At 73.6% G+C, this 23,672-nt stretch carries 27 protein-coding genes; 13 read left to right on the top strand and 14 right to left on the bottom strand.

Annotation, left to right across the window (positions count from 1 at the left end; translation table 11 throughout):
* Positions 1–51 precede the first annotated feature (51 nt).
* The 3 genes from SRB5_RS14930 to SRB5_RS14920 are packed head-to-tail and all read left to right on the top strand — an operon-like array spanning position 52 to position 2,576.
* Positions 52–336 carry a polyprenyl synthetase gene (locus tag SRB5_RS14930; RefSeq protein ID WP_153452451.1) on the top strand — a complete coding sequence of 95 codons (285 nt, stop codon included), beginning with the start codon at positions 52–54 and terminating at the stop codon, positions 334–336.
* The gene (locus SRB5_RS14925) at positions 329–1,384 is read left to right on the top strand and encodes a polyprenyl synthetase family protein (RefSeq protein WP_153452450.1); all 1,056 of its coding nucleotides are present in this window, start codon (positions 329–331) and stop codon (positions 1,382–1,384) included. The genes SRB5_RS14930 and SRB5_RS14925 overlap by 8 nt, the downstream gene beginning before the upstream one ends.
* 28 nt (positions 1,385–1,412) lie before the next feature.
* Positions 1,413–2,576: an oxygenase MpaB family protein gene (locus tag SRB5_RS14920; protein WP_153452449.1), complete on the top strand. Its 1,164-nt coding sequence runs from the start codon at positions 1,413–1,415 to the stop codon at positions 2,574–2,576.
* Here SRB5_RS14920 and SRB5_RS14915 read toward each other — a convergent pair.
* Complete coding sequence (locus SRB5_RS14915) at positions 2,569–3,408, bottom strand: lysophospholipid acyltransferase family protein (RefSeq protein ID WP_323377929.1); 840 nt, start codon at positions 3,406–3,408, stop codon at positions 2,569–2,571. The genes SRB5_RS14920 and SRB5_RS14915 overlap by 8 nt on opposite strands.
* Positions 3,405–4,160: a GNAT family N-acetyltransferase gene (locus SRB5_RS14910; RefSeq protein ID WP_323377928.1), complete on the bottom strand. Its 756-nt coding sequence runs from the start codon at positions 4,158–4,160 to the stop codon at positions 3,405–3,407. Before SRB5_RS14910 ends, SRB5_RS14915 begins: the two co-directional genes overlap by 4 nt.
* A 244-nt stretch (positions 4,161–4,404) precedes the next feature.
* On the opposite strand from SRB5_RS14910, the gene SRB5_RS14905 reads away from it, so the two are divergent.
* The 3 genes from SRB5_RS14905 to SRB5_RS14895 all read left to right on the top strand — a co-directional run bounded on the left by SRB5_RS14905 (position 4,405) and on the right by SRB5_RS14895 (position 6,562).
* On the top strand, positions 4,405–5,277 hold the full coding sequence (locus SRB5_RS14905) for a helix-turn-helix domain-containing protein (protein ID WP_323377927.1): 873 nt from the start codon (positions 4,405–4,407) through the stop codon (positions 5,275–5,277).
* Positions 5,274–5,486, top strand: coding sequence for a DUF397 domain-containing protein (locus tag SRB5_RS14900; RefSeq protein ID WP_153452447.1), 213 nt, complete (start codon positions 5,274–5,276; stop codon positions 5,484–5,486). The genes SRB5_RS14905 and SRB5_RS14900 overlap by 4 nt, the downstream gene beginning before the upstream one ends.
* A gap of 209 nt (positions 5,487–5,695) precedes the next feature.
* Entirely contained in the window at positions 5,696–6,562 is an 867-nt protein-coding gene (locus tag SRB5_RS14895) for a universal stress protein (protein ID WP_153452446.1), read from the top strand.
* Positions 6,563–6,641: 79 nt separating this feature from the next.
* Here the strand turns inward: SRB5_RS14895 and SRB5_RS14890 are convergent, their stop codons facing one another.
* The 8 genes from SRB5_RS14890 to ssuE form a co-directional block, all read right to left on the bottom strand.
* Entirely contained in the window at positions 6,642–7,043 is a 402-nt protein-coding gene (locus tag SRB5_RS14890; RefSeq protein WP_153452445.1) for a nuclear transport factor 2 family protein, read from the bottom strand.
* 9 nt (positions 7,044–7,052) lie between these two features.
* The gene (locus SRB5_RS14885) at positions 7,053–8,504 is read right to left on the bottom strand and encodes a flavin-containing monooxygenase (protein WP_153452444.1); all 1,452 of its coding nucleotides are present in this window, start codon (positions 8,502–8,504) and stop codon (positions 7,053–7,055) included.
* Between the two features lie 61 nt (positions 8,505–8,565).
* Positions 8,566–9,450, bottom strand: coding sequence for a TauD/TfdA dioxygenase family protein (locus SRB5_RS14880; protein WP_153452443.1), 885 nt, complete (start codon positions 9,448–9,450; stop codon positions 8,566–8,568).
* Positions 9,451–9,454: 4 nt separating this feature from the next.
* Positions 9,455–10,768, bottom strand: coding sequence for an LLM class flavin-dependent oxidoreductase (locus tag SRB5_RS14875; protein ID WP_153452442.1), 1,314 nt, complete (start codon positions 10,766–10,768; stop codon positions 9,455–9,457).
* Positions 10,765–11,613 (bottom strand): ABC transporter permease, encoded by an 849-nt coding sequence (locus tag SRB5_RS14870; protein ID WP_153452441.1) that lies wholly within the window; start codon positions 11,611–11,613, stop codon positions 10,765–10,767. The genes SRB5_RS14875 and SRB5_RS14870 overlap by 4 nt, the downstream gene beginning before the upstream one ends.
* The gene (locus tag SRB5_RS14865) at positions 11,610–12,434 is read right to left on the bottom strand and encodes an ABC transporter ATP-binding protein (RefSeq protein WP_323377926.1); all 825 of its coding nucleotides are present in this window, start codon (positions 12,432–12,434) and stop codon (positions 11,610–11,612) included. The genes SRB5_RS14870 and SRB5_RS14865 overlap by 4 nt, the downstream gene beginning before the upstream one ends.
* 5 nt (positions 12,435–12,439) lie before the next feature.
* On the bottom strand, positions 12,440–13,450 hold the full coding sequence (locus SRB5_RS14860) for an ABC transporter substrate-binding protein (RefSeq protein ID WP_153452440.1): 1,011 nt from the start codon (positions 13,448–13,450) through the stop codon (positions 12,440–12,442).
* A gap of 20 nt (positions 13,451–13,470) precedes the next feature.
* Positions 13,471–14,019, bottom strand: a complete 549-nt coding sequence (gene ssuE, locus SRB5_RS14855) for an NADPH-dependent FMN reductase (protein WP_153452439.1) — start codon at positions 14,017–14,019, stop codon at positions 13,471–13,473.
* Between the two features lie 408 nt (positions 14,020–14,427).
* On the opposite strand from ssuE, the gene SRB5_RS14850 reads away from it, so the two are divergent.
* Genes SRB5_RS14850 through SRB5_RS14820 form a run of 7 tightly spaced genes read left to right on the top strand, consistent with a single transcriptional unit; the run spans position 14,428 to position 20,466 of the window.
* The gene (locus tag SRB5_RS14850) at positions 14,428–15,576 is read left to right on the top strand and encodes an NAD(P)/FAD-dependent oxidoreductase (RefSeq protein WP_323377925.1); all 1,149 of its coding nucleotides are present in this window, start codon (positions 14,428–14,430) and stop codon (positions 15,574–15,576) included.
* Positions 15,573–15,845: a (2Fe-2S)-binding protein gene (locus tag SRB5_RS14845; protein ID WP_323377924.1), complete on the top strand. Its 273-nt coding sequence runs from the start codon at positions 15,573–15,575 to the stop codon at positions 15,843–15,845. The genes SRB5_RS14850 and SRB5_RS14845 overlap by 4 nt, the downstream gene beginning before the upstream one ends.
* Complete coding sequence (locus tag SRB5_RS14840) at positions 15,835–17,199, top strand: FAD/NAD(P)-dependent oxidoreductase (RefSeq protein WP_153452438.1); 1,365 nt, start codon at positions 15,835–15,837, stop codon at positions 17,197–17,199. Before SRB5_RS14845 ends, SRB5_RS14840 begins: the two co-directional genes overlap by 11 nt.
* Positions 17,196–18,092 (top strand): dihydrodipicolinate synthase family protein, encoded by an 897-nt coding sequence (locus SRB5_RS14835; protein ID WP_153452437.1) that lies wholly within the window; start codon positions 17,196–17,198, stop codon positions 18,090–18,092. Before SRB5_RS14840 ends, SRB5_RS14835 begins: the two co-directional genes overlap by 4 nt.
* Positions 18,093–18,114: 22 nt before the next feature.
* On the top strand, positions 18,115–19,119 hold the full coding sequence (locus SRB5_RS14830) for a proline racemase family protein (protein ID WP_153452436.1): 1,005 nt from the start codon (positions 18,115–18,117) through the stop codon (positions 19,117–19,119).
* Positions 19,120–19,164: 45 nt separating this feature from the next.
* The gene (locus tag SRB5_RS14825; protein ID WP_153452435.1) at positions 19,165–19,827 is read left to right on the top strand and encodes a GntR family transcriptional regulator; all 663 of its coding nucleotides are present in this window, start codon (positions 19,165–19,167) and stop codon (positions 19,825–19,827) included.
* A 42-nt stretch (positions 19,828–19,869) separates the two neighbouring features.
* Positions 19,870–20,466 (top strand): MBL fold metallo-hydrolase, encoded by a 597-nt coding sequence (locus tag SRB5_RS14820; RefSeq protein WP_153452434.1) that lies wholly within the window; start codon positions 19,870–19,872, stop codon positions 20,464–20,466.
* Here SRB5_RS14820 and SRB5_RS14815 read toward each other — a convergent pair.
* Genes SRB5_RS14815 through SRB5_RS14800 form a run of 4 tightly spaced genes read right to left on the bottom strand, consistent with a single transcriptional unit; the run spans position 20,463 to position 23,635 of the window.
* Positions 20,463–21,260 (bottom strand): thioesterase family protein, encoded by a 798-nt coding sequence (locus SRB5_RS14815; RefSeq protein ID WP_153452433.1) that lies wholly within the window; start codon positions 21,258–21,260, stop codon positions 20,463–20,465. The two genes, SRB5_RS14820 and SRB5_RS14815, sit on opposite strands and share 4 nt — an antisense overlap.
* A 50-nt stretch (positions 21,261–21,310) precedes the next feature.
* Entirely contained in the window at positions 21,311–22,210 is a 900-nt protein-coding gene (gene mmuM, locus SRB5_RS14810) for a homocysteine S-methyltransferase (RefSeq protein ID WP_323377923.1), read from the bottom strand.
* Positions 22,207–22,530 (bottom strand): nucleotide pyrophosphohydrolase, encoded by a 324-nt coding sequence (locus tag SRB5_RS14805; protein WP_153452432.1) that lies wholly within the window; start codon positions 22,528–22,530, stop codon positions 22,207–22,209. Before SRB5_RS14805 ends, mmuM begins: the two co-directional genes overlap by 4 nt.
* Complete coding sequence (locus tag SRB5_RS14800; protein WP_153452431.1) at positions 22,517–23,635, bottom strand: AAA family ATPase; 1,119 nt, start codon at positions 23,633–23,635, stop codon at positions 22,517–22,519. Before SRB5_RS14800 ends, SRB5_RS14805 begins: the two co-directional genes overlap by 14 nt.
* Between the last annotated feature and the right edge of the window lie 37 nt (positions 23,636–23,672).

The raw sequence follows: 23,672 nt of genomic DNA, 5'->3' as shown, positions 1-23,672 counted from the left end.
TCCGCGCCGTCGCGGCGCGGACGACCGCGTACGCGAACCACTGGGGGACACATGACACACACCGAACAGGGCGGCCGGGGGCCGGACGAGCGGGCGGTGCTGCTCCTGGCGGGGCTGGCGGATCTGGCGGTGGACGCCCTCGGCTCCGCCGCCGGGACCGTACGGCAGCTGCTGCGCCGGTCCGACGGGCCGGAGCTCGCCTCCGACGCGCAGCAGGACCTGATGGCGCGGGGCCGGATCGCGCTGGACCGCGTCGGGGCGCCGCCGCCCGCCCATCTCGAGGTACTGGCCCAGCACGTGCTCGCCCGGCGCGCCGCGGCCGGTGGCGATGTCTGAGACCTGGGATCCCGCCGGGTTCAAGGACCGTGTCGACGCCGAACTGGACGGCTTCCTGTCCGAGGAGGCCGGTGAACTGCTCGCCGTCGACGCCTCCCTGAAGCCGGTGGCCGAGCAGCTGCGGCAGGCCGCCGCACACGGCAAGCGGCTGCGGGCGGCCTTCTGCTACTGGGGGTGGCGCGCGGCCGGCCAGCCCGACGGCGAGGCCCTGCTGCGCGCGGCCGCCTCGATGGAACTGGTCCACGCCGCGGCGACCGTCCACGACGACCTCATCGACGACAGCCCCCTGCGCCACAGCCTCCCCACGCCCCATGTCGCCCTGCGCGAGGCCGTCCCCGGCCGCCCGGGGACCCGGGCCGCCGCCGCCCGCTGTCTGGCCATACTGGTCGGCGACCATCTGATGTCCCTGGCCGGCCGCCTCTTCGTCACGAGCGGCCTCCCCGCCGCCTACCTCGCCCGAGCCCGGCCCGTATGGGACGCACTCGCCCGCGAACTGATCGCCGGCGAGTGTCTGGAGATCCTGCACACCGGCGCCGGCCCGGACCCCGGCGTGTCCCTGAAGGTCGCCCGTTTCAAGACCGCCAAGTACACCGTCGAACAGCCCCTCCTCATCGGCGCCCGGCTCGCCGGCGCCGCCCCGGCCCTGCGCGCCGGGCTCTCCGCGTACGGACTGCCCCTGGGCGAGGCGTTCCAGCTGCGGGACGACCTCCTCGGCCTGTTCGGCGAGACCGGCCGTACGGGCAAGGCCGCCCTGGACGACATCCGCGCCCACCGGCCCACCACCCTCCTCGCCCTGGCCTGGCAGACCGCCGGGCCCGCCGAGCGGGACCGGCTCACCGCCCTGCTGGGACGCCGTGACCTCGACGAGGAGCACCTGCACGAGGTGCGCGAACTGCTCCTGTCCCTCAAGGCCCCCGAACAGGTGGAGGACCTGATCGCCTCCCGCGTCGGCGAGGCCGTCGGCCGGCTGGACGGGCTCGGCCTGCCCGGCCACGCCCGGCGGGCCCTGGCCGAACTGGCCCGGCTGGCCACCGACCGTCACCGCTGACCGTCCAGTCCCACGAAGGGGTACTGACATGACCTGCACCGATGCCTCGATGGACGCGCTGCGCGAGTCCGGCGACGAACTCGCGGACGCCGTCGTGGCCACCATGTTCGAACGAGGGGAGGTCGGCACGTTCAACACCCTGATGCGCTACGTCTCCACCGCCGGCTCACCCCTGCCCGACGGGCTGCCGGACGTCGCCCGGGAGTATCTGGAGGCCACCGCGACACCGCCGGCCTGGGTGGACTGGGACGAGATGGAGCGGGCGCGGCTCTTCTTCATCGACAACAACGTGCACATCTCCACGGCGCTGTCCTTCGCCTCCATGCCCGCCTGCTATCTGATCCCGCACGCCGCGAAGCTGCTCTCGGCCAGCCACGCGCTGAACTTCCCGGCCAAGCGGATGGCGGAGACCGGCCAGTTCACGGTCTATCTGATGCAGCCCGACGCCTTCGAGGCCGGCAGCCGCTTCGTCCCCGCCGCGCAGAAGGTGCGGCTGCTGCACGCCTCCATCCGCTACCACCTCGCGCGCGGGGACCGCTGGGACACGGCGTCGCTGGGGGTGCCGATCTGCCAGGAGGACATGATCGGCGGCCAGATGGCCTTCTCCCTCCTGGTCCTCGACTGCCTGCACCGGCTGAACATCCATATGTCGACCGAGGGCGCCGAGGCCTACTACTACGCCTGGCGGGTGGTCGGGGCGATGCTCGGCGTCGACCAGGACGCCGCTCCCCGCACCCTGGAGGACGCCCGCGGCTTCCTCGACCTGTACATGACCCGGCACATGGGTCCCTCGGCGGAGGGCGCCCATCTGACCCGCCAGCTGATCGACATGTACGAGGAGATCGTCCCCGGCACGTTCTTCGACCCCGTCGTGTCCGCCCTCATCCGCTATCTGCTGGGGGACACCTGCGCCGACTGGCTCGAGGTCCCGGCCACCGCCTGGGACAACGTCACCAGGCTCGTCCCCACCCTGCTCGGCGTCCTGGAGACGATCGAGGACCGCTCACCCCTCGGGGCGTGGGCGCTCGACCGGCTCGGTCATCTCACGTCGGTCCTCGAGCTGTCGTCGCTCACCCGCGGGCGCGTGATGCATTACGCGATCCCGGAGCAGCTGAAGAAGGACTTCGGCGTCAGCTCCACCGTGCCGCGCACCCGGCGGTGGGTGCCGCCGGCGGCGACGGTAGTCACGTGAGGTGAGCCGTACGGGGGCGGTGGTGGTGAGCCGGGTGCGGATCCGGCCCGCCCCCCGCCGCGCACGCCGCCTCCGCCGCCCCCGCCAGGGCGCGGCGGTCGGCGTGGGCGCCGGCCGGGACCGGGGGCCGGATCTCCACCTCCGCCGTCACGCCCCGCGCCGTGAGCACCCGCCACAGGGACGCGAGGAGGGTGTCGTCGCCGACGAAGGCCGGGGCGGTGGCCGGGTGGCCGTCGGGCCGGCTGTACGTGATACGGACCGGCTGGACCGGGGCGCCGGCGTCCAGGGCCGCCTGGAACGCGGCGCGGCGGAAGGGGCCGTGGGCGCGGCCGCACCAGGTGGTGCCCTCGGGGAAGACGGTCACGGCGGTGCCGGCGCGCAGGGCCCGCGCCAGCACCGCGACCGTGCCGGGCAGCGTCCGGACGCGGTCGCGGTCGATGAACAGGGCGCCGCCCCGGGCCGCCAGCCGGCCGGCCAGGGGCCAGCCGGCGATCTCCGCCTTGGCCAGCATCCGTGCCGGACGCACCGCCGCGAGCAGCGGGATGTCCAGCCACGACACATGCGGGGCGACCAGCAGCACCCCGCCCCGGTCCACGGCGGCCCCCGTGATCCGTACCCGTACTCCCGCCGCCCGGACCGTCGTCCGCGCCCAGCGGCGGATCACCGCGTCCGGGACGCGGCCGCCGAGCGGGGAGGCCGCGATCCCGGCGAGGAGCAGGGCCGCCAGCGCCGTGAGCCGCAGGACGGCGCGGACCGCGGCCGCCCCGGTGCGGGCGGGGTCGACGCAGCCGGCGGGGGTGCAGGGGGCGGTGGGGAGCCAGACGGCGCTCACGCCGGGACCAGGGAGAGGAAGTGGCGCAGGTAGCGCTCGTTGACCCGGTTCATCGGCAGGAGTACGTACAGGTCGGCGACGTCGAACTCCGGGTCGTACGCGGGCTCCCCGCACACCCAGGCGCCCAGCCGCAGATAGCCGCGCAGCAGCGCGGGCAGCTCGCCCTTCGCCGGCGCGATCCCTTCGGGCGTCCAGGGCCGCAGCGGCCGGACCCGGAACTCTTCCGGCGCCATGTTCCGCCCCCGCACCCGCTCCCACGTACCGGCCGCCCGCGTGCCGCCGTCGGCCAGCGGTATGGAGCAGCAGCCGGCCAGCCAGTTGTGGCCCCGGTCGGTCATATAGCGGGCGATGCCGGCCCAGATGAGGCTGATGACCGTCCCGTCCCGGTGCCCGGGGTGTACGCAGGACCGGCCCACCTCGACCAGGTCCGCCCGTACGGGGTCGAGCGCGCCCAGGTCGAACTCGCCCTCCGCGTACAGCGCCCCGGCGAGGGAGGCCCGCTCGGGCGGCAGCAGCCGGTACGTCCCGACGACCTGCCGGCTCACGGCGTCCCGGACGACGAGGTGATCGCAGAAGGCGTCGAAGCGATCGACGTCGTGCCCGGGCAGCCCGCCCTCGAGCCGGGCGCCCATCTCCCCGGCGAAGACGTCGTGTCTGAGCCGCTGGGCGGCCCGCACGTCGTCGTCGCTCTGGGCGAGTCCTACGATGTAGTTGGTACCGGCGGGGCTTTCGACGACGGGTGACACGGTCACGGGGAGCTCCCTGCGGGGGTGGGGACGAGCCTTCGGCGGCCTACGCCCCGTTTCTCCCCGCACCGCCTGACCTCCGCGTAACCACGGCCAAGCGAACGCATGTGCAACCGCTGAACGACGGGGTGGCCTGTGCGTTCCGCCTGCCCTTGTGACCTGCCGGGCCCCGGCGCGGGTCGATCGCATCGCCACCCTGTGTGACTCTTCTGTCACGCAGCGCACGTCGGGGCGGTACGTTACCAAGGTCTTGAAGGATGCCGAGGAACGCGGAATGCCGGGGGTTGATCGCGTGAGCGAGCGAGCGGACCAGGTGCGGGAACCCATGAACGCCGCGGCGTATTTCGGGCGGGAGACGAGAGCGCTGAGGGAAGCTCTCGGCATGTCCCAGAGGGAGTTCGCGGAGGCGTTGCACTACCAGCCGGCGCAGGTCTGCAAGGTCGAGAACGGCATGGTGCTGGCGTCGGAGGCCTTCGCCCAGGCGATGGACCGCGTGGCCGGAACGCCGGGGGTGTACACCCGACTGCGGGCCAAGCTGAGCAAGCAGGGGCACCCGGAGTGGTTCGTGCCGTACATCGCCATGGAGGAGTCGGCGAGCGGGATCACGGATTACTCGTGCACGTTCCTCATGGGGCTGCTGCAGACGCGGGCGTACGCGACGGCCGTCTTCCGCGCTGCCCGCCCACGTGAGACCGAGGATCAGATCAAAGAGCGCGTTGAGCTGCGCATAAGGCGTCGGGCCACCATGGACCGCGACAAGCCGCCCCTCTTGTGGGTCGTGATCCAGGAAGGTGTCCTGCGTACCTGCGTCGGTGGCCCGTCCGTCATGGCCGAGCAACTGGAGTATCTGGGCGGACTGATGGAATCGCCGCACGTCATGGTGCAAGTGCTGCCGTTTACAGCGGGTGCCGCGCCCAGCCATCTGCCTTGTACGCTGCTCTCGTTGAACAACGCACCCCACGCTGTCTACACCGAGTCTCCCGCTCACGGCGGTCAAGTGGACGACACTCCCGGCGTGGTGACGGATGCCGTCGCCATGTTCGATCGGCTTCGCATGGCGGCATTGTCCGAGGAAGAATCGCTGTCCCTGATTCGTCGGATCATGGAGGATCACGTCAAATGAGCAGCAGGACAGACTCTCAGTCCGTGCGGTGGGTCAAGAGCTCCTACAGCGGCGGCGACGGCGGCCAGTGCGTCGAATGGGCCCCCGACCACGCCCGCGCCACCGGCGAGTTCCTGATCCGCGACAGCAAGGACCCGAACGGCCCCCGCCTCACCCTGACCCGCGAGGGGTTCGCCGGGCTCGTGGAGTTCGCCAGGAACCACGGCTGACGGAGCCGACCGTCCCCCCGGGAAGGGACGACCGGCCCATCGGACTGGCCCGGCGGTACCCCGCCTCCCGGGGGCGGGAGAGGGAGAGTGAGAATGTGATTGAAAGCGGACGGACGCTTCCGGTTCCGGTGGGCCCGGTCGGTGGGCCTGGTGGGAGCCGACGGTCGGGACGCTCGGAGCTGGACAGCTGACAGCAGGAGGTGGGCGTCATGCCCGGCACGATCATCGTTGGACTCGACGGCTCGACGGAGAGCCGCGCCGCCGCGGAGTGGGCCGCGCGTGAGGCGGGGCTTCGGGGGCTGGCGGTGACCCTGGTGCACGTGTGGCAGCCGGTGCCGGAGCCGATGGCGCTGGCGTCGTTCCTGGGGGACGAGACGCACCAGCACTGGGCCGAGCGGATTCCGCGGGAGGCCGTGGAGGCGCTGAAGACCCGGCACCCCGAGGTCGAGGTGACGGTCGAGCAGCGCAACGGCGCGCCGGCCGAGGTGCTGCTGGAGGCCGCCGCGGACGCGGAGCTGCTGGTGCTCGGCTCGCGGGCGCTCGGCGGGATCGGCGGGTTCCTGGTGGGGTCCGTGGGCCAGTCCGTGGTCGCCCGTACCGACCGGCCCGTGGTGCTGGTCCGGGCCGGGGGCGAGGTCTCCGACGGCCGGTCCGTCGTGCTGGGGCTGGACGTCGCACACCCGGACGACCTGGTGATCGCCTTCGCCTTCGAGGAGGCCCGGCGCCGGTCGGCCCCCCTGACCGCCGTGCACTCCTGGAACCTGCCGTCCCCGTACGTGAACAGCCTGGCCCTGGCCGGTGGCTACGACCCGCGCGACGACATCGCCGACGCGCAGGCCGGCGCGCTGGCCGAGGTGTTGAAGCCCTGGCGGGAGAAGTACCCCGAGGTCGAGGTGGCCGAGAAGTCCGGCTTCGGCAGCCCGGCGGGCCGGCTGATCGACGAATCGAAGGAGGCCGCGCTCGTCGTCGTCGGCCGCCGCGTCCGCCGCAGCCCGTTCGGCGTACACATCGGGTCGGTGGCCCACGCGGTGATGCACCACTCGGTGGCACCGGTCGCGGTGGTCGCGCACGACTGACGCCCCAGACGCGTCGCTCACGGGAGCGGTGTCCGTCCACAGCGAGCTGGTGGCTGCGGCGACCACCGCTCCCGTGAGCCTATGGCTCGTCGAACCAGGAGAACGCCGCGATCCGCCAGCCCTCCGGCGTGCGGACGAACTGGAACGTCTTGTGCCCCTCGCCCCCGTACGGCTCCCCGTCCAGCGTGCCGGACTTGGCATAGCCGCCCGAGCGGCAGGCGATGTCGCCCATGATCTCCGTGTGCCCGGACGTCTCCCACTCCGAGAACTCCACCAGCCGCCCCTCGTTCAGCAGCCTGTGCCGCGGCTCGATGAACTCGTCCACCGTGTATACGGCGTACTGCGGCCCCGTCACCACGATCACCCCGCCGGGGATCATCAGCCGGCGGATCCGGTCGAGGTCGGCGGGCTTGCCGCCGCGGTTGTCGAAGGCGCCGAAGAACTCGGCGGCCAGGGCGTCGATTTCGGTACGTGAGGACATGGGCGGACGCTAACACCGCCCGCCGGCCGGACGCTCCCGGGAATCGATCTTGCGGACCACCACCCGCCCCAGCCCCCGGTACCGGTGCGCCACCGCGCCCGGCAGCAGATACTCCGCCAGCGGGTTCGACGCCCGGTGGGGGCGCAGGCCGAGGTCGCCGAGGAGTTCGTCCGCCGTGTGGATGTCGTACGCGCCGAAGTCGTAGCCCCCGGAGCCCGGGAGGGCCGCCTCCTGCCAGGCCAGGCGGGCGGTGATCGCCGCCTCCATCTCCGCGGGCGACGGGGCGGTGCGCAGCCGGCCGGCGAAGTGGGCCGTGAGCCAGTGGGCGGTGAGCTCCATGCCCAGGGGGTTGTTGAAGATCTGGCGGAAGCCGACGAAGGCCAGGCCCGGCGCGGACGGGGGCACGATGCCCCGGTACAGGCGCAGCCGGCCGGCGGCGTCGTGCGTCTCGACCGACGGGTCCAGGAACGGGAAGACCCTGCGGTGTCCCGTCGCGAACACCACCACGTCCGCCGGGATTTCCTCGCCGGTCGACAGCCGCAGCCCCTCCGGGGTGTACGACGCGACTTCCGCCACCCGGACGGATAGGGACCCGCGCCGCACCGCCCGGGTGTAACCGCGGGGCATCACCCCGGCGTGCGCCAGATGGAACGGGAGGGGGTGGGCGGGGCGGAGCCGGCGGGGGAGGCCGTACAGGCCGGTGGAGGCCAGGGTGTCGCGGGTGATGAGCCACCACGCCGCCCGTTTGATCCCGTCGGGGAGGCGGTCGAGGCCGCGGACGTACGCGGGGTCGTGGTAGCGGGGGAGAAGGGCCTCGGCGAGGCGGTTGAACAGGATCCACTTGTTGGAGACCGTGCCGAGGAGGAACTTCTCCGGGATCATCCAGTTGACCTTGCGCTGGACGAGCGTGGCGGAGGCCGCCTCCCGAGAAGCCCGCGTGGCCAGATCCAGCGCCGACTTCCCGCCCCCGACGACGACCACCCGCCGGCCGGCGAAAGTACCCGCCCGTACGTCGTTGGAATGCAGCACCGTCCCGGGGAACGCACCCGGTAACTCCGGCAGATACGGATGGTGATGCGCCCCGCTGGCCACGACCACGTAGTCGTACGAACCGCCCTCGCCGCCCCGTACCCCCACCTCCCACGACCCCGACACCGGCCGCACCGACACCACCTCGGTCCCGGACCGCACCCGCTCCAGCACGCCGAACGTCCGCGCGTACTCCTCCAGATACCGCTGCGTGTCCGCCGCCCCCGCGTAGTGCAGCCGGTTGGGCAGATCCGCGAACTCGAACACCCGCCGCGGCGCCTGATTGGCCAGCCCGTCGTAGCATCCGCCCGCCGACCAGATCCCGCCGACCTGCGGATACTTGTCGTAGACGGTGACGTCGAAGCCGCCGTCCAGCAGCACCTTCGCGGCGACGATTCCCCCGGGGCCCGCCCCGACCACGCAGACTCTCATCCGCACATCATCCCGGCCGGGTGGTCCCGGCGCACCCCCGCGCCGGGACCACCCGCCGTGCTCAGGCCGCCGGGGTGTAGTGCGCCTCGTCGCCCTCCAGGGCGAGGCTGCGCTCGCCGCTGATCCCCACGGGGACGTCGCCGGCGACGGTCACCCGGTGCAGCAGCCGGGGCTGGTCGGCGTAGTCGTCGGGGGCGTAGTGCTGGGTGATCCGGTTGTCGAACAGCACCAGATCACCGGGGGCCCACGTCCAGCGGACGATGTTCTCCGGGCGGGTCACGTACGACTGGAGGATCCGCAGCAGGTCGCGGGACTCCGACGGCGACAGGCCGACGATCGACTGGGCGAAGCCGCCGATGAACAGGTTCCGCTCACCCGTCTCGGGATGCACCCGCACCACCGGATGCTCGGTGCGGTAGACCCGCGAGGTGAACTCCCGGCGGTGCTCCGCCGCCCTCTCGGTCTTGGGCTCCGCGTAGTCGTACGCGTTGGTGTGCACCGCCCGCAGCCCGTCGGCGAACTCCCGCAGTACGTCCGGCAGATCGCGGTACGCGGCGGCGGTGTTCGCGATGAGGGTGTTACCGCCGTACGCCGGGACGACCAGCGACCGCAGGGAGGTGGCCTTCGGCGGCGTACGGACGAAGGTCACGTCGGTGTGCCAGCGGTTGGCGCGGACGCCCTCCTCGCCGTCGACAGGCAGGATGTGCGGCTGCCCGTCGACCGCCGCGACCGTGGGGTGCGCGGTGGTCAGCTCCCCGAAGGAGGCCGCGAAGCGGAGCTGGGCGTCGTCGTCGAGGTCCTGGTCCCGGAAGAAGACGGCCTTGTGCTCCAGGAGCGCCCGGTTGACTTCGGCGACGGTGGTGGCGGGCAGCGGGCGGGAGATGTCGAGGCCGCGGATCTCGGCCCCGACACGGCCGCCGATGCGCCGGATGTCGATGCTGGTCATGGTGTTACTTCCCTTCTTCGGTGGTGACGGGCGCCCCGTAGTGCTCGCGCAGGGTGCGCCCGGTGTACTCGGTGCGGAACAGGCCGCGGCGCCGCAGGATCGGCACGACCTCGTCGACGAAGACCTCCAGGCCCGACGGCAGCAGCGGCGGCATGATGTTGAAGCCGTCGGCCGCCCCTTGGGTGAACCACTCCTGCAGCGAGTCGGCGATCTGCTCCGGCGTGCCGGCCACGACCCGGTGCCCGCGCCCGCCGCCCAGGCGCGCGATGAGCTGCCGGATGGTCAGCCCGTCCCGGCGGGCGAGGTCGGCGACGAGGGTGAAGCGGGACTTGTTGCCGTTGATGTCCCGCTCCTCGGGGAGCTCGGGCAGCGGCCCGTCCAGGGGCAGCCCGGTGAGGTCGGTGCCGAGCATCCCGGACAGCTGCGCCAGCCCGTACGCGGGGACCTGCAGCCCGGTGAGCTGTTCGTCCAGCGCGCGGGCCTCGGCCTCGGTGGAGCCGATCACCGGGACGATGCCCGGCAGGACGCGGACGGCGTCGGGGGAGCGGCCGTGGCGGGCGGTGCGGGCCTTGAGGTCCTTGTAGAACGCCTGGGCGTCGGCGAGCGTCTGCTGGGCGGTGAACACGGCCTCCGCGTGCCGGGCGGCGAACTCCCTGCCGTCCTCGGAGGATCCGGCCTGGACGAGCAGCGGCCGGCCCTGCGGGGAGCGCTGGACGTTGAGGGGGCCGGCGACCGTGAAGTGCTCGCCCTCGTGGTCGATCGCCCGGACGCGGCCCTCCTCGGCGTAGATCCCGCGTGCCTTGTCGGCGGCGACGGCGTCGGCGTCCCAGCTGTCCCAGAGCTTCTTGGCGACCTCGAGGAACTCGTCCGCGCGGGCGTAGCGCCGGGCGTGCGCCACATGCTCGGCGAGGCCGAAGTTACGGGCCTCCGCGGGATTCCCGGAGGTCACGATGTTCCAGCCGGCCCGGCCACCGCTGAGGTGGTCCAGCGAGGCGAACGCGCGGGCCACGGGGAACGGCTCGTTGAACGTGGTGGACACGGTGGCGATCAGCCCGATGTGCTCCGTCGTGGCCGCCAGCGCCGCCAGCAGCGTGAGCGGTTCGAAGCCGCCGAGCGCGTTGTAGCGGGCGTCGCCCAGGAGGGACAGGCCGTCGGCGAGGAAGACGGAGTCCAGCGTGCCCCGCTCGGCGACCCGGGCGAGGTGGCGGAAGTGCGCGAGGTCCGTGACCCCCGCCGGGTCGCTCGCCGGGTGGCGCCAGGCGGCGTCGTGGTGGCCGACGCCCATGAGGAAGGCGTTGAGGTGGAACTGCCGGGTCATGCGCGGTCCTTTCCGGCGGGCGTCCGCCAGCGGGTGAAGCGGCGCTCGAGGGCCACGAGGAGCTGGTTGAGGAGGACGCCCAGCAGGGAGATCGTGAGGATCCCGGCGTACATCCGGTGGATCGCGAAGTTGTACTGCGAGGACGTGATCAGATACCCGAGCCCCGCCTTGGCGCCGATCATCTCGGCGGCCACCAGCACGAGGATCGCGGTCGCCCCGGCCAGCCGGATGCCGGTGAAGACGGTCGGCACGGCGGACGGGAGGATCACCTTCCGGAAGACCTGGGGGGCCGGCAGCCCCATGGAGCGGGCCAGCTTCAGCAGCGTCGGGTCGACGGTGCGGACGGCGCTGATGGTGTTGAGCAGGATCGGCCAGGTGCAGGCGTACAGCACGATCGAGATCTTCGAGGTCTCCCCGATGCCGAGGAGCAGCACGAAGACGGGCAGCAGGGCGAGGGCCGCGGTGTTGCGGAACAGCTCCAGCAGCGGGCCCAGCAGATCCGCGACCGGCCGGTACCAGCCGATCAGCAGGCCCAGCGGTACGGCGACCAGCACGGCCAGTCCGAAGCCGGCGCCGGAGCGGATCAGGCTCGCCTCGACGTGCTCGGTCAGCTCCCCGCCGGCGAGCATCGTCCACCACTCGCGGGCCACCTCGCTGAACGGCGGCAGGAACGTCCGGTCGGCGAGCCCCAGCCGGGGCGCGACCTCCCACAGCGCCAGCAGCGCGGCGATCGCCACGGACCGGGTGACGGCGGTGAGCAGCAGTCCGCCCGCGCGGCGCAGCCGGTGCGGTGGATCGGCGGCGGGGACGGCCGTCGCCGGCCGCTCTGCGGTGAGGGTGCTCATACGGGTGCCCCCTGGCGTTCCAGCCGCTGCGCGCGGGTGACTTCCTCGTGCAGCAGGTCCCAGATCCGGTGCCGGTGGGCGGCGAACTCCGGGCTGGAGCGCACGTCACCGCCGTCGTGCCGGGCGCCCAGGTCGATGGGCACGACGGCCTTGAGCCGGCCCGGGCGCGAGGTGAGCACGGCCACCCGGCCGCCGAGGAAGACGGCCTCCTCGATGCTGTGCGTGATGAACACGACGGTCTTTCCGGTGCGCCGCCAGATCCGCAGCAGCTCGTCCTGCAGCGACTCGCGGGTCTGCGCGTCGAGCGCGGCGAACGGCTCGTCCATCAGCAGTACGTCCGGGTCGTACGCGAGGGAGCGGGCGATCGCGACCCGCTGCCGCATCCCGCCGGAGAGCTCGTGCGGATGCCGGTCCTCGAAGCCGCTCAGCCCCACGAGGGCCAGGAACTCCCGGGCCCGTTCGGCGCGTTCGCGCCGGGGGATCCCCGTCGCCTCCAGGCCGAACTCGACGTTGCCCCGGGCGGTGCGCCAGGGCAGCAGCGCGTACTGCTGGAAGACGATGCCGCGGTCCGGGCCGGGGCCGGTGACGGGGGCGCCGTCCAGCAGGACCCGGCCGGTCGTGGGCGTGGACAGCCCGGCGAGCAGGTCGAGCAGCGTCGACTTGCCGCAGCCGGAGGGGCCGACGACGACGGCGAACTCGCCGGCCGGGATCTCCAGGTCGACGCCCTGGAGGGCGACGACCTTACCGGCACTGCCGCTGCCGCGTGTCTTGCGGACGGGGAAAGTCTTGCCGACGGACTCGAAGTGGATCTTCGCGGTCACGGTACTCAGCCCCCGTTCTTGGTGACGAGGCCGTTGAACTCGTTGGTGTAGAGGTCGGCCGCCCTGATCCGCCGGGGGTCGACGTCCCCGCGGTCGCCCAGCCAGTCGATCCACAGCTGGAGCTCCTTCGCCTCGATCCGCCCGTCGGGGGTGGCGACGCCGTAGGAGTGCCAGTACTTCAGCGGGTCGGTGTCCTCGTCGCGGTCGCGCTTGCGGACGATCCCGGTCATCCGGTCGACGACTTCCTCCCGGGAGGTCTCCCGCGACCACACGAGGGCCTTCGCCACACCGGTGACGAACTCCTTCGCGGTGTCCGGGTTGCGCTCCAGCCACCGGTCGGCGATGACGTACGTACCGGCGCTGAAGGCACCCAGCAGCTTGTAGTCGTCGAACAGCGGGCGGATCCCGCCGCGCTCCAGGGCCTTGTCGCGCAGGATGCCGCCGAGGACGGCGACGTCGATCTGGCCCTGGCGCAGCGCCTGCTCGGTGTTGACCGGCGGCAGCGCGAGCCGCTCGACGCCGTCCTGCGATACGCCCTGCTTCTTGAGGTAGATGTCGAGCATCGCCTCGGCGTGCGCGCCGAGGGTGTTCATGCCGACCTTGGCGCCGGTCAGGTCGCGGGCCGAGCGGATGGGGCCGTCCTCGAGCACGTAGTAGCCGCTGAACTGGCGTTTGTCGACGCCGTAGTAGCTGATGACGGAGGTCACCGGGGCCCTGGCGGCGGCCAGTTTGACGACCGCGCCGTTGAAGGCGCCGCCGAAGGTGACGTCGCCGGCCGCGGCGGACTGGATGTCCTGCGGGCCGCTGATGGTGTTGCCGACCCAGTCGAGCTCGAGGCCGTCGAGATGGCCGAGGTCCTGGGCCAGTTCGGCGGGCGTGACCGTGCCGGCCCAGCCCTGGTACGAGACGGTGCGGCCGTTGCCGCCCGCGCTGCCGGAGGCCGTGCCGCAGCCCGCGGTCAGCGCCGCGGCGCCGATCAGGGCGAGGAAGTTCCGGCGTGGGGTGATGAGGGACATGCGGATGCTCCTTGTGAGGGTCAGCGGGCCAGGTCGGCGGTCGCCGGCAGGGCGTGCACGAACTCGTCGACGACGTCGAACAGCCGCAGCCCCGCCTCGGCGGTGAGCTGGGCGGACCCGTCGGGGTCCCGGCCGATCGCGGTGTCCGGCAGGAAGCAGCCGGCGACCACATGACGGGCGCCGAGCGCGGTGAGCACCGGGCGCAGCGCGTAGTCGATGGCCAGCAGATGGGCGGTGGTGCCACCGGTGGCGAGCGGCAGAACGGTCTTCCCCGCCAGCCCCGACTGCGGCAGCAGATCGAGGAACGCCTTGAGCACCCCGGTGTACGCGGCCTTGTAGACGGGCGTCGCGACGATCACGCCGTCCGCCAGCGCGACGGCGTCGACGGCGGCGGCCACGGCGGGCGTGTCCGCCCTGCCGTACAGCAGATCCTCGGGCGGCAGCGCGCGGACGGACAGATGGCGGGCGTCGAAGCCGGTCATGGTGAGCCGGTCCACGACATGGTCCGCGACGAGCGCGGTCCGCGAGTGGGCCGAGGGGCTTCCGGATACGGCCAGAATGGACGTCATGAATCACTCCAGGGCGGAGGTGGGGTGAATGCCGTTACGGCAGCGTGAAATTGGCGGCAAAACCATGTGCGGCGAAATTTCACAGAGATTTAATAAACCTGAAAGGAAAGCCTTTTTGGGCCTGTGAGCAGGTAAGTTGCAGTGCTGTCCGGCTCAGAAGGCCATGGAACAGCGGGCGCTGGCGTGTCGTCGAAGGTCGACGTCCAGGCGCGAGACAAGAATGTCTGAAGGGCTCACGAGAATGAGCATGACGGTAACTCGGGTCTGCCGTCAATCATTTACCGATGAATCTCGGAATATGGATCGCCGCGGCGTTCGGAGGAGTGTGCGGGGCCGCGCCGGCCCGGGGCAACGGGCCCGTCGGGGAGCCCCCTTGGCACCCGCGGTGCCATGTGAAATATTATTGTAGTGTCCAGCGGAACCCCCTCCCCGGACGTCATCGTCGTCGGTGCCGGTGTCGTCGGTGCTGCCTGCGCCTACTACGCCGCCCGCGCGGGACTGAGCGTCACCGTGCTCGACCGCGGCTCCGTCGCCGGCGGTACGACCGGCGCCGGAGAGGGGAATCTGCTCGTCTCCGACAAGGAGCCCGGACCCGAGCTGGAACTCGCCCTGTGTTCCGGCCGGCTGTGGGCCGATCTGGCCCGCGCACTGCCGTCGGCGGTGGAGTACGAGGCCAAGGGCGGCCTCGTCGTCGCCTCCGGCACCCACGGGGCCACCGCGCTGCGGGCGTTCGCCGCCCGGCAGCGTGACAGCGGCGTCGTCACGCACGACGTCCCCGAGGACCGGCTCCACGATCTGGAGCCCCACCTCGCCCCCGGTCTGGCCGGCGGCGTCCACTACCCTCAGGACGCCCAGGTCATGCCCGCCCTCGCCGCCGCACATCTGCTGCGCGCCGCAGGGGGCCGGGTCGATGCCAGACCGGGGGTGGAGGTTCACGCCGTACTGCACGGCCCGCGGGGGATCCGCGGCGTGCGGACGAGCGCCGGCGAGATCCACGCGCCCGCCGTGGTCAACGCCGCCGGGACCTGGGGCGCAGACCTCGCCCGGCTCGCGGGCGTGGAGCTTCCCGTGCTGCCCCGGCGGGGGTTCGTCCTGGTCACGGAGCCGCTGCCGCGCGTCGTACGGCACAAGGTGTACGCGGCCGACTATGTGGCGGACGTGGCCAGCGACTCCGCCGCCCTGCAGTCCTCCCCGGTGGTCGAGGGCACCCCGGCCGGACCCGTGCTCATCGGCGCCACCCGCGAGCGCGTCGGCTTCGACCGGACGCTGTCCACCGAGGCGCTGGGACGGCTGGCGGCCGGCGCGACCGCGCTGTTCCCGCTGCTGGCGGGCGTCCGCGCGATCCGCACGTACGCCGGCTTCCGCCCGTACCTCCCCGACCACCTCCCCGCGATCGGCCCCGACCCCCGCGTCCCCGGCCTGCTGCACGCCTGCGGCCACGAGGGCGCCGGCATCGGCCTCGCGCCGGCCACGGGGGCGATCGTCGCGGCGTGTCTGACCGGGGGCGAACCGCCGCTGGACATACGCCCGTTCCGACCGGAGAGGTTCGCCGCGTGAGCCGGGAGAGCGTCACCTTCACCTTCGACGGCCGGGAGCTCACCGCCGCCGCGGGCCAGTCCATCGCCGCCGCCCTGTGGGCCAACGGCATCCTCGCCTGGCGTACGACCCGGGTCGGCGGCCGGCCGCGCGGCGCCTTCTGCGGCATCGGGCAGTGCTTCGACTGCCTCGCCACCGTCAACGGCGAACCCAACCGCCGCGCCTGCCTCGTCCCCGTCCGCCCCGGCGACGCCGTGACCACGCAGGAGGGCCACGGCCATGACCTCTGACCCGTACGACCTCGCCGTCATCGGCGCCGGCAGCGCGGGCCTGGCGGGCGCCGTCGCCGCGGGCGAACAGGGCCTGAGCGTCGCCCTGCTGGACGCCGCCGCGCACGTCGGCGGCCAGCTGTACCGGGGCCGGGTCACCGACCGCGCGTACACCGGCCTGCGCCGCAGGCTCACCGCCGACCACCTCCCCGGCCACCATGTCTGGGCGGTGACCCGCGACGCCGGCCTGTGGACGGTGCACGCGGTCACCGGCGACGACGGCGCGTCGGGGGAGCCGGTACGGATCCGGGCGCGGGCGGTGCTCCTGGCGACGGGGGCGTACGAGCGGCACCTCCCCTTCCCCGGCTGGACGCTGCCCGGCGTGGTGGGCGCGGGCGGGGCGCAGGCGATGCTCAAGTCCGGCGGGGCGCTGCCGGGACGCCGCATCGTGGTGGCCGGCAGCGGCCCGCTGCTGCTCGCCGTCGCGGGCACGCTGGCGTCCGCGGGGGCACGGGTCCCGGCGCTGGTGGAGGCCGCGAGTTACGTGCCGTACGCCCGGCATCCCCGGGCCCTCGGGAAGGCGGGAGAGGGCCTGCGCCACGGGGCGGCGCTGATCCGGCACCGCGTCCGCCCCCTCACTCGCAGCGCGGTGACCGAGGCCCACGGTACCGACCGCGTCACCGCCGTCACCGTCGCCCGCCTCGACGCGACCTGGCGCCCCGTTCCCGGCACCGAACGCCGCATCCCCTGCGACGCCCTCGCCGTCGGCCACGGCCTCGTCCCGCAGACGGACCTCGCCGTGACCCTGGGCGCCGGGACCCGAACCCTGGCCGACGGCACCAGCGCCCTCGTCGTCGACGAAACGCAGGAGACCACCGTCGCCGGCCTCTGGACGGCCGGCGAAACCAGCGGCGTGGGCGGCGGCCCCCTCGCCCGCACCGAGGGCGAGCTGGCCGGACTCGCCGTCGCCGCCCGCCTCCTCGCCCGCCCCGCCGACCCCCGCCGCGTCCGCACCCTCCGCCGTCGCCGCGACCGCCTGCGCGCCTTCGCCGCCACCATGACCGCCGTCCACGCCCCCGGCCCCGGCTGGCCCCACTGGCTCACCGACGACACGGACGTCTGCCGCTGCGAGGAGGTCACCGCCGGCCGCATCCGCGAGGCCGGAACAGACCTCGGAGCCCGAGACGCCCGCACCGTGAAGCTGCTGACCCGCGCCGGCATGGGCTGGTGCCAGGGCCGCATGTGCGGCCCCGCGGTCAGCTGCCTCGTAAAGCAACCCCATACCGACCGAAGGCCCTTGGCCGCCCCCGTACCCCTGGGAGCCCTGGCCGCACTCGTCACCACCCCCGACACCGGAAAGGCACCACCCCCATGACCTGGACCCCCGACCGCCCCTGGCGCGGCATCATGGTCGCCACCGCGCTGCCCCTGCGCGAGGACCTGAGCGTCGACTACGACGCCTACGCCGCCCACGTCCGCCGGCTCCTCGACAACGGCTGCGACGGCGTCGTCCCCAACGGCTCCCTCGGCGAGTACCAGACGCTCACCGCCGACGAGCGCGCCCGCGTCGTCCGCACCGCCGTCGAGGTCGCCGGCGGCGACCGCGTCATGCCCGGCGTCGCCGCATACGGCAGCGCCGAGTCCCGCCGCTGGACCGACCAGGCCGCCGAGGCCGGCTGCGCCTCCGTGCTCCTGCTGCCCCCCAACGCCTACCGCGCCGACGAGACGGCCGTACGCGCCCACTACGCCGAGGTCGCCCGCTCCGGCCTGCCGATCGTCGCGTACAACAACCCGTACGACACCAAGGTCGACCTCACCCCCGAGCTGCTCGCCCGGCTGCACGGCGACGGCGCGATCGTCGCCGTCAAGGAGTTCAGCGGCGACGTCCGCCGCGCGTACCGCATCGCCGAACTCGCCCCCGGGCTGGACCTGCTGATCGGTGCCGACGACGTCCTCCTCGAGCTCGCGATCGCCGGCGCCGTCGGCTGGATCGCCGGCTACCCCAACGCCTTCCCCACGGACTGCGCCCGCCTCTACCACGCGGCCGTCGCCGGCGATCTGACGACCGCGCTGCCCCTGTACAAGGCGCTGCACCCGCTGCTGCGCTGGGACTCGCGCACCGAGTTCGTCCAGTCCATCAAGCTGTCCATGGACCTCACCGGCCACCACGGCGGCCCGGTCCGCCCGCCGCGCGCCGCCCTCACCGGCGACGAGGCCGCCGCCGTGCGCGCCGCCACCGAGAAGGCCGTCGCCGACGGTCTGCGCTGACCCGTCCACCGGAGGTAGCCCCATGCGCACGCGTCATGTGTTCCACGCCGTGGACTCGCACACGGAGGGCATGCCCACCCGCGTGATCACCGGCGGCATCGGCGTCGTCCCCGGCGCCACGATGGCCGAGCGGCGGCTGCACTTCGCCGGACACCTCGACCATCTGCGGACCCTCCTGATGTACGAGCCGCGCGGCCACGCCGCGATGTCGGGGGCGATCCTGCAGCCCCCGACCCGGCCCGACGCGGACTACGGGGTGCTGTTCATCGAGGTCTCGGGGCTGCTCCCGATGTGCGGCCACGGCACGATCGGCGTGGCGACGGTGCTGGTCGAGACGGGCATGGTGCCGGTCACCGAACCGGTCACCACCGTCCGCCTCGACACGCCCGCCGGGCTGGTGGCGGTGGACGTCGAGGTGGCGGACGGCGCCGCGCGCTCAGTGACGCTCACCAACGTCCCCGCGTACTGCGCCGGCCTGGACCGGACGGTGGAGGTGCCGGGGTTCGGGACCGTCTCGTACGACCTGGCCTTCGGCGGCAACTTCTACGCCTTCGTGGAACTCGACGCCCTGGGCCTGCCCTTCGACCGCGCCCGCAAGGACGACCTCCTCACCGCGGGCCTGGCCGTCATGGCGGCGGTCAACGCCTCCCCCGACCGCCCCGTCCACCCGGAGCTGGGCGAGGTCGGCGGCCTCAAGCACGTCTACCTCGCCGCCCCGGGCTCCGACGCCCGTCACTCCCGGCACGCGATGGCCATCGAGCCCGGCTGGTTCGACCGCTCCCCGTGCGGTACGGGCACCTCCGCGCGGATGGCGCAGCTGCACGCGCGGGGGGAGCTGGCGCTGGGGGCGGACTTCGTCAACGAGTCGTTCATCGGCACCCGGTTCACGGGCCGGCTCGTCGGCGAGACGACCGTGGGCGGTCTGCCGGCGGTGGTGCCGACGGTGACGGGACGGGCCTGGATCACGGGGACGGCGCAGTACTTCCTCGACCCGGAGGACCCGTTCCCGGCGGGCTTCCTGCTCTGACAGCTTGTACGGTGTCCCCCCACCCGCAGAAAGGACCCCCGCCCCATGGGCCCTCTGGAACGCCGCGATCTCAACGCCGGCCGCGAGCGGCTGCGCGACCAGGTCGCCGGCGCGCTGCGGGCGGCCCTGATCTCCGGCGAACTGCGGCCGGGCGCGGTGTACTCCGCGCCCGCCCTCGCCGTGGACTTCGGCATCTCGGCCACCCCCGTCCGGGAGGCGATGCTCGACCTGGCGGGGGAGGGCCTGGTGGAGCCCGTACGGAACAAGGGCTTCCGGGTCACGGCCGTCAGCGACCGCGACCTCGACCAGTACACGGAGATCCGGGCCCTGATCGAGATCCCCACCGTCGTGCGCATCACCCGCACCGCCGCCCGCGCGGACCTGGAGGCGCTGCGCCCGGTCGCCGAGGAGATAGTGCGCGCCGCCCACGACCACGACCTCATCGGCTATCTGGAGTCCGACCGCCGCTTCCACCTCTCCCTGCTGGCCCTGGCAGGCAACGACCACCTGGTCCAGACGGTCGGCGACCTGCGCAACCGCTCCCGCCTCTACGGCCTCAAGGCCCTGGACGCGAGCGGCGAACTCCTCCCCTCCGCCCGCGAACACCTGGAACTCCTCGACCTGATGACGGCGGGCGACGAGGCGGGCGCACAGGTGTGCATGACCCGCCATCTGGGCCACGTCCGCTCCCTGTGGGCGGCGGGTTAAACCACGTGTGCGGTGCCGCCCGCCCCACGTAGCATCCGCGCCATGCGGCTGATCAAGTACACCCACTCCTGCGTCCGTTACGAACAGCCCGGCGGCGGCGTCCTGGTCATCGACCCCGGCATCTGGTCCGAACCCGAGGCGCTGAGGGGCGCGGACGCGGTCCTGATCTCCCACGAACACGCGGACCACATCGACCCCGCCCACCTCAAGGACCACCCGGCCACGGTCTACGCCCCCGCCGACGCGGACCTGCCCGGCGTCGACTTCGTCCCCGTGACGGCGGGGGAGACCTTCACGGCGGCCGGCTTCCGGATCTCGGCCCACGGCGGCCGCCACGCCCTGATCTACGGCGACGAACCGAACTGCGCGAACCTCGCCTACCTCGTCGACGGCGTCTACCACCCCGGCGACTCCCTCCACGTCCCGGACGCCCCGGTCGAGACCCTCCTCGTCCCGCTCCACGGCAGCTGGATGCGGGTCAGCGAGGCCATCGACTTCGTCCGCGCGATCGCCCCCGAGCGGGCCTTCGGCATCCATGACGCGCAGATCAACGAGCGGGGGCTGGAGGGGGCGGTCGGCTGGGTGGAGGAGAAGTGCGGGGCGCCGATGCGGTGGCTGGCGCCGGGGGAGAGCGCCTAACGCGGCGCCACGTACAGCGTCTGCGCGCTGCGTCCCAGCGGCCCCTTCTCGTCGTGCAGCCCCGCCTCCGCCAGGCCGATGCCCGCCGCGTCGATCGTCGTGCGGGCGTCGAGGCAGACCCACTCGCCCTCGGGGTGGCGGTCGATGCCGACCGTCAGGTCCGGGTTCACGAAGACGTAGCGGCTGTAGTCGACCGTCGCGCTGATCCCGTTGCCCGAGTCCGCGGCGACCAGGGCCCGGCTGAGCGGGGTGATCCCCTCGCCCGCGACCAGCGGCACCCGCATCCGGAACCAGACCGTGGCCGGCCCGAGCTCCAGGAACGACCCGGCCGTGAAGCGCAGCTCCATCGCCGTGTGATAGCCCTGCTCCCACGGCACGGGGAAGAACTCCCGCCCCAGCGCCTCCTCGAGCCCCGGCACCTCGGGGTCGGGCCGCACCTCCGGTACGGAGCCGGGCGCGGCCTTCAGCAGCAGCGCCGTCGCCCGCATCACCGCGGGCCCGTCGTCGGGGGCCAGCTCGGCCTCGACCAGCTCGACGCTGCGCCCCTCGCGCAGCACCCGGGTGCGCACCGTGACGGGCGCGACGGGCACCGGCCGCATGATCTCGTACGTCAGCCGCGCGATCCGGAACTCCCCGCGCCGCCCGGCCCGTTCCTCGACGGCGAGCGCCAGCAGCGCGGCGGGCGGGCCGGCGTGCTGGGAGGCGGGGTCCCAGGGGCCGGTGGTGTTGCGGGTGGAGAGGAACCGGCCGCCGGCCGCCCGTTCGTAGAAGGCTTCGGCTGTCGAGACGGTCATACGGGGCCTCCCTGGTGCGATGGACCCCAGCGAGTTTACTAAGCGCTTGCTCAGATGTCAGGGGGGTTCTCGCCGACCTCCCGCGCCAGCCACGCGATCTCCCCCGGCCCCACCCGGCAGCACCCCCCGACCAGCCGCGCCCCCGCCGCCACCCACTCCCGCGCCCCCGCCAGCGGCCGCCCCGCGCCGCCCCGCCAGGCCCGCGCCCCCGGATCCCACGCCTCCCCGCTGTTCGGGTACGCCACCGCGGGCTTCCCGGTGACCGCCACCGCCGCCGCGACCGCCTCCCCCACCTCCGCCGGCGCACAGCAGTTGACGCCCACCGCGATCACCCGGTCGTTGCCCGCCGCCACCGCGAACGCCTCCTCCAGCGGCTGCCCGGCCCGGGTCCGCCCGCCCTCGACGGTGTACGACAGCCACACCGGCACCCCCACGTCCGCGCACACCCCGAGCAGCGCCTCCGCCTCGTCGGCGTCCGGCACCGTCTCCAGCGCCAGCACCGCGGGCCCGGCGGCGGCCAGGGTCTCCACCCGGGGCCGGTGGAACCGCGCCAGCTCCCGCACGGTGAGCCCGTACCGGCCCCGGTACTCGCTGCCGTCCGCGAGCATCGCCCCGTACGGCCCGACCGAGGCGGCCACCCACCCGTCCGGCCCGACGGCGTCCGACGCCAGCCGGACACTGGACGCCAGCAGCTCAGCGGCCCTCTCGCGGCCGATGCCGGCCCGCGCGAAGCCCTCGTACGTCGCCTGATAGCTCGCCGTGATCACCACGCGCGCTCCCGCCCGGACGTACGCGGCGTGCGCGGCCGCGATCTCCCCGGGCGCGTCGGCGAGGAGCCGCGCCGACCACAGCGCGTCGGAGAGGTCGCATCCCTGGGCCTCGAGCTGGTTGGACAGCCCGCCGTCCAGGACCACGGGTCCGGCGGCGAGCGCGGCGGCCAGGGTGCTCACGGGGCGGGGAAGCGGGTCTCGTTGCGCTCGATCTTCGCCGCGAGCGCGTCCAGCGGATCGATGTCCAGCACGGTGCACAGCCGCAGCAGATACGACAGCACGTCGGCGACCTCGTCCCGTACCCGGAAGGCGTCCTTGGGGTCCGACATGATCCGCGCGGACTCCTCGGGCGTCAGCCACTGGAAGATCTCCACCAGCTCGGACGCCTCCACGCTCAGCGCCGCGACCAGGTTCTTCGGTGTGTGGTACTGCTCCCAGTCCCGTCGCGCGGCGAACTCCACGAGCCGCTGCTGCAGTCCGGCCACGTCATGCTTCGTCATGCCCCAGGTCTACCACCGTGATCCCGCCGCCCGCGTCCGCCGCCGCCGGACCGGCCACCGACGTCAGCAGCCGTACGGTCCCGCCGGCGCACGCCGAGGACGCCAGCCGCAGCAGCGCGGCGGCCCGTGCGGCGTCCAGCGAGCGGTCCAGCCCGTCGGCGAGGACGGTGAGGCCCTGGCGGGCGGGGGCGATCTCGCCGGCCGGGTCGACCGCGCGTACGCCGGGACCGGCGAGCAGGGTCAGCGCGAGGGCCAGATACCGCAGTTCGCCGTCGCCCAGGCCGCCGACCGGGGTGTGCCGGCCGCCGCGGTCGAGGACGGCGCGTACGACACCTCCCGGGAGCTCCTCCGTGAGCACGTCGCGCAGCGGCTCGCCGACGCAGCCGCGTACCGCGTCGACGAGGGCCGGGTGCCCGTCGTCGTCGCGGACCCGGTGCAGCACGGACGCCAGATTGCCGCAGTCCGGGCGCAGCGCGGCGGTGTCCGCGGGCACCGCGCCGCGCATCGAGGAGGGGCGCGGCTCGCAGGGGAAGACGGAGCGCAGCGCCACGACCATCTGCTCCGCGGCCTCCAGCACCAGCCGCTCGCCCTCGGTGCGCCCGGCGACCCGCAGCGGGAGCAAGGCCGTACCGAGCCGGTCGTCGGGCATCGGGGCGCGGGTGACGGGCACCGAGCCGGCGGTGCGCCAGCCGGCCTGCACCTGCCGGCGCCCCGGATCGCGTAAGGCGGTCGAGAACAGCTCGAGCCCGGCGCCGGTCAACCGCTCGCCGACGATGCGCAGTTCGGGCTCGGCCTGCACGGCGACGTCCAGATGCACCTCGCCGAACGGCCCGTCGGCGCTGCAGCCGATCCGGAAGCCCCGCCGCCCGCCGCCGTCGGGTCTGGCCGTGTGCGGGATGCACGCCCGGGCGCCGCCGGGGACGGCGCGGAAGCACTCGTGGAGCCGGTCGCCGCCGGCCAGCGCGGCGAGGACGGCGACCGCCTGGAGGGCGCTGGACTTGCCGGTCCCGGTGAGCACGGTGACCGGGCCGAGCGGGAGGGTCCGTCCGCGGTGGCACCGGAACGTGGACAGCCGCAGTTCGGTGAGGCCGAGGAGCGAGGTCATGGCGGCACACGCTAGTGATCGCCGGGCCCGCCGAACC

Origin of the sequence: Streptomyces smaragdinus (genome assembly GCF_009604385.1) — a bacterium.
Lineage (GTDB): Bacteria > Actinomycetota > Actinomycetes > Streptomycetales > Streptomycetaceae > Streptomyces > Streptomyces smaragdinus.
This window is presented reverse-complemented; position numbering and strand designations above follow the sequence as displayed.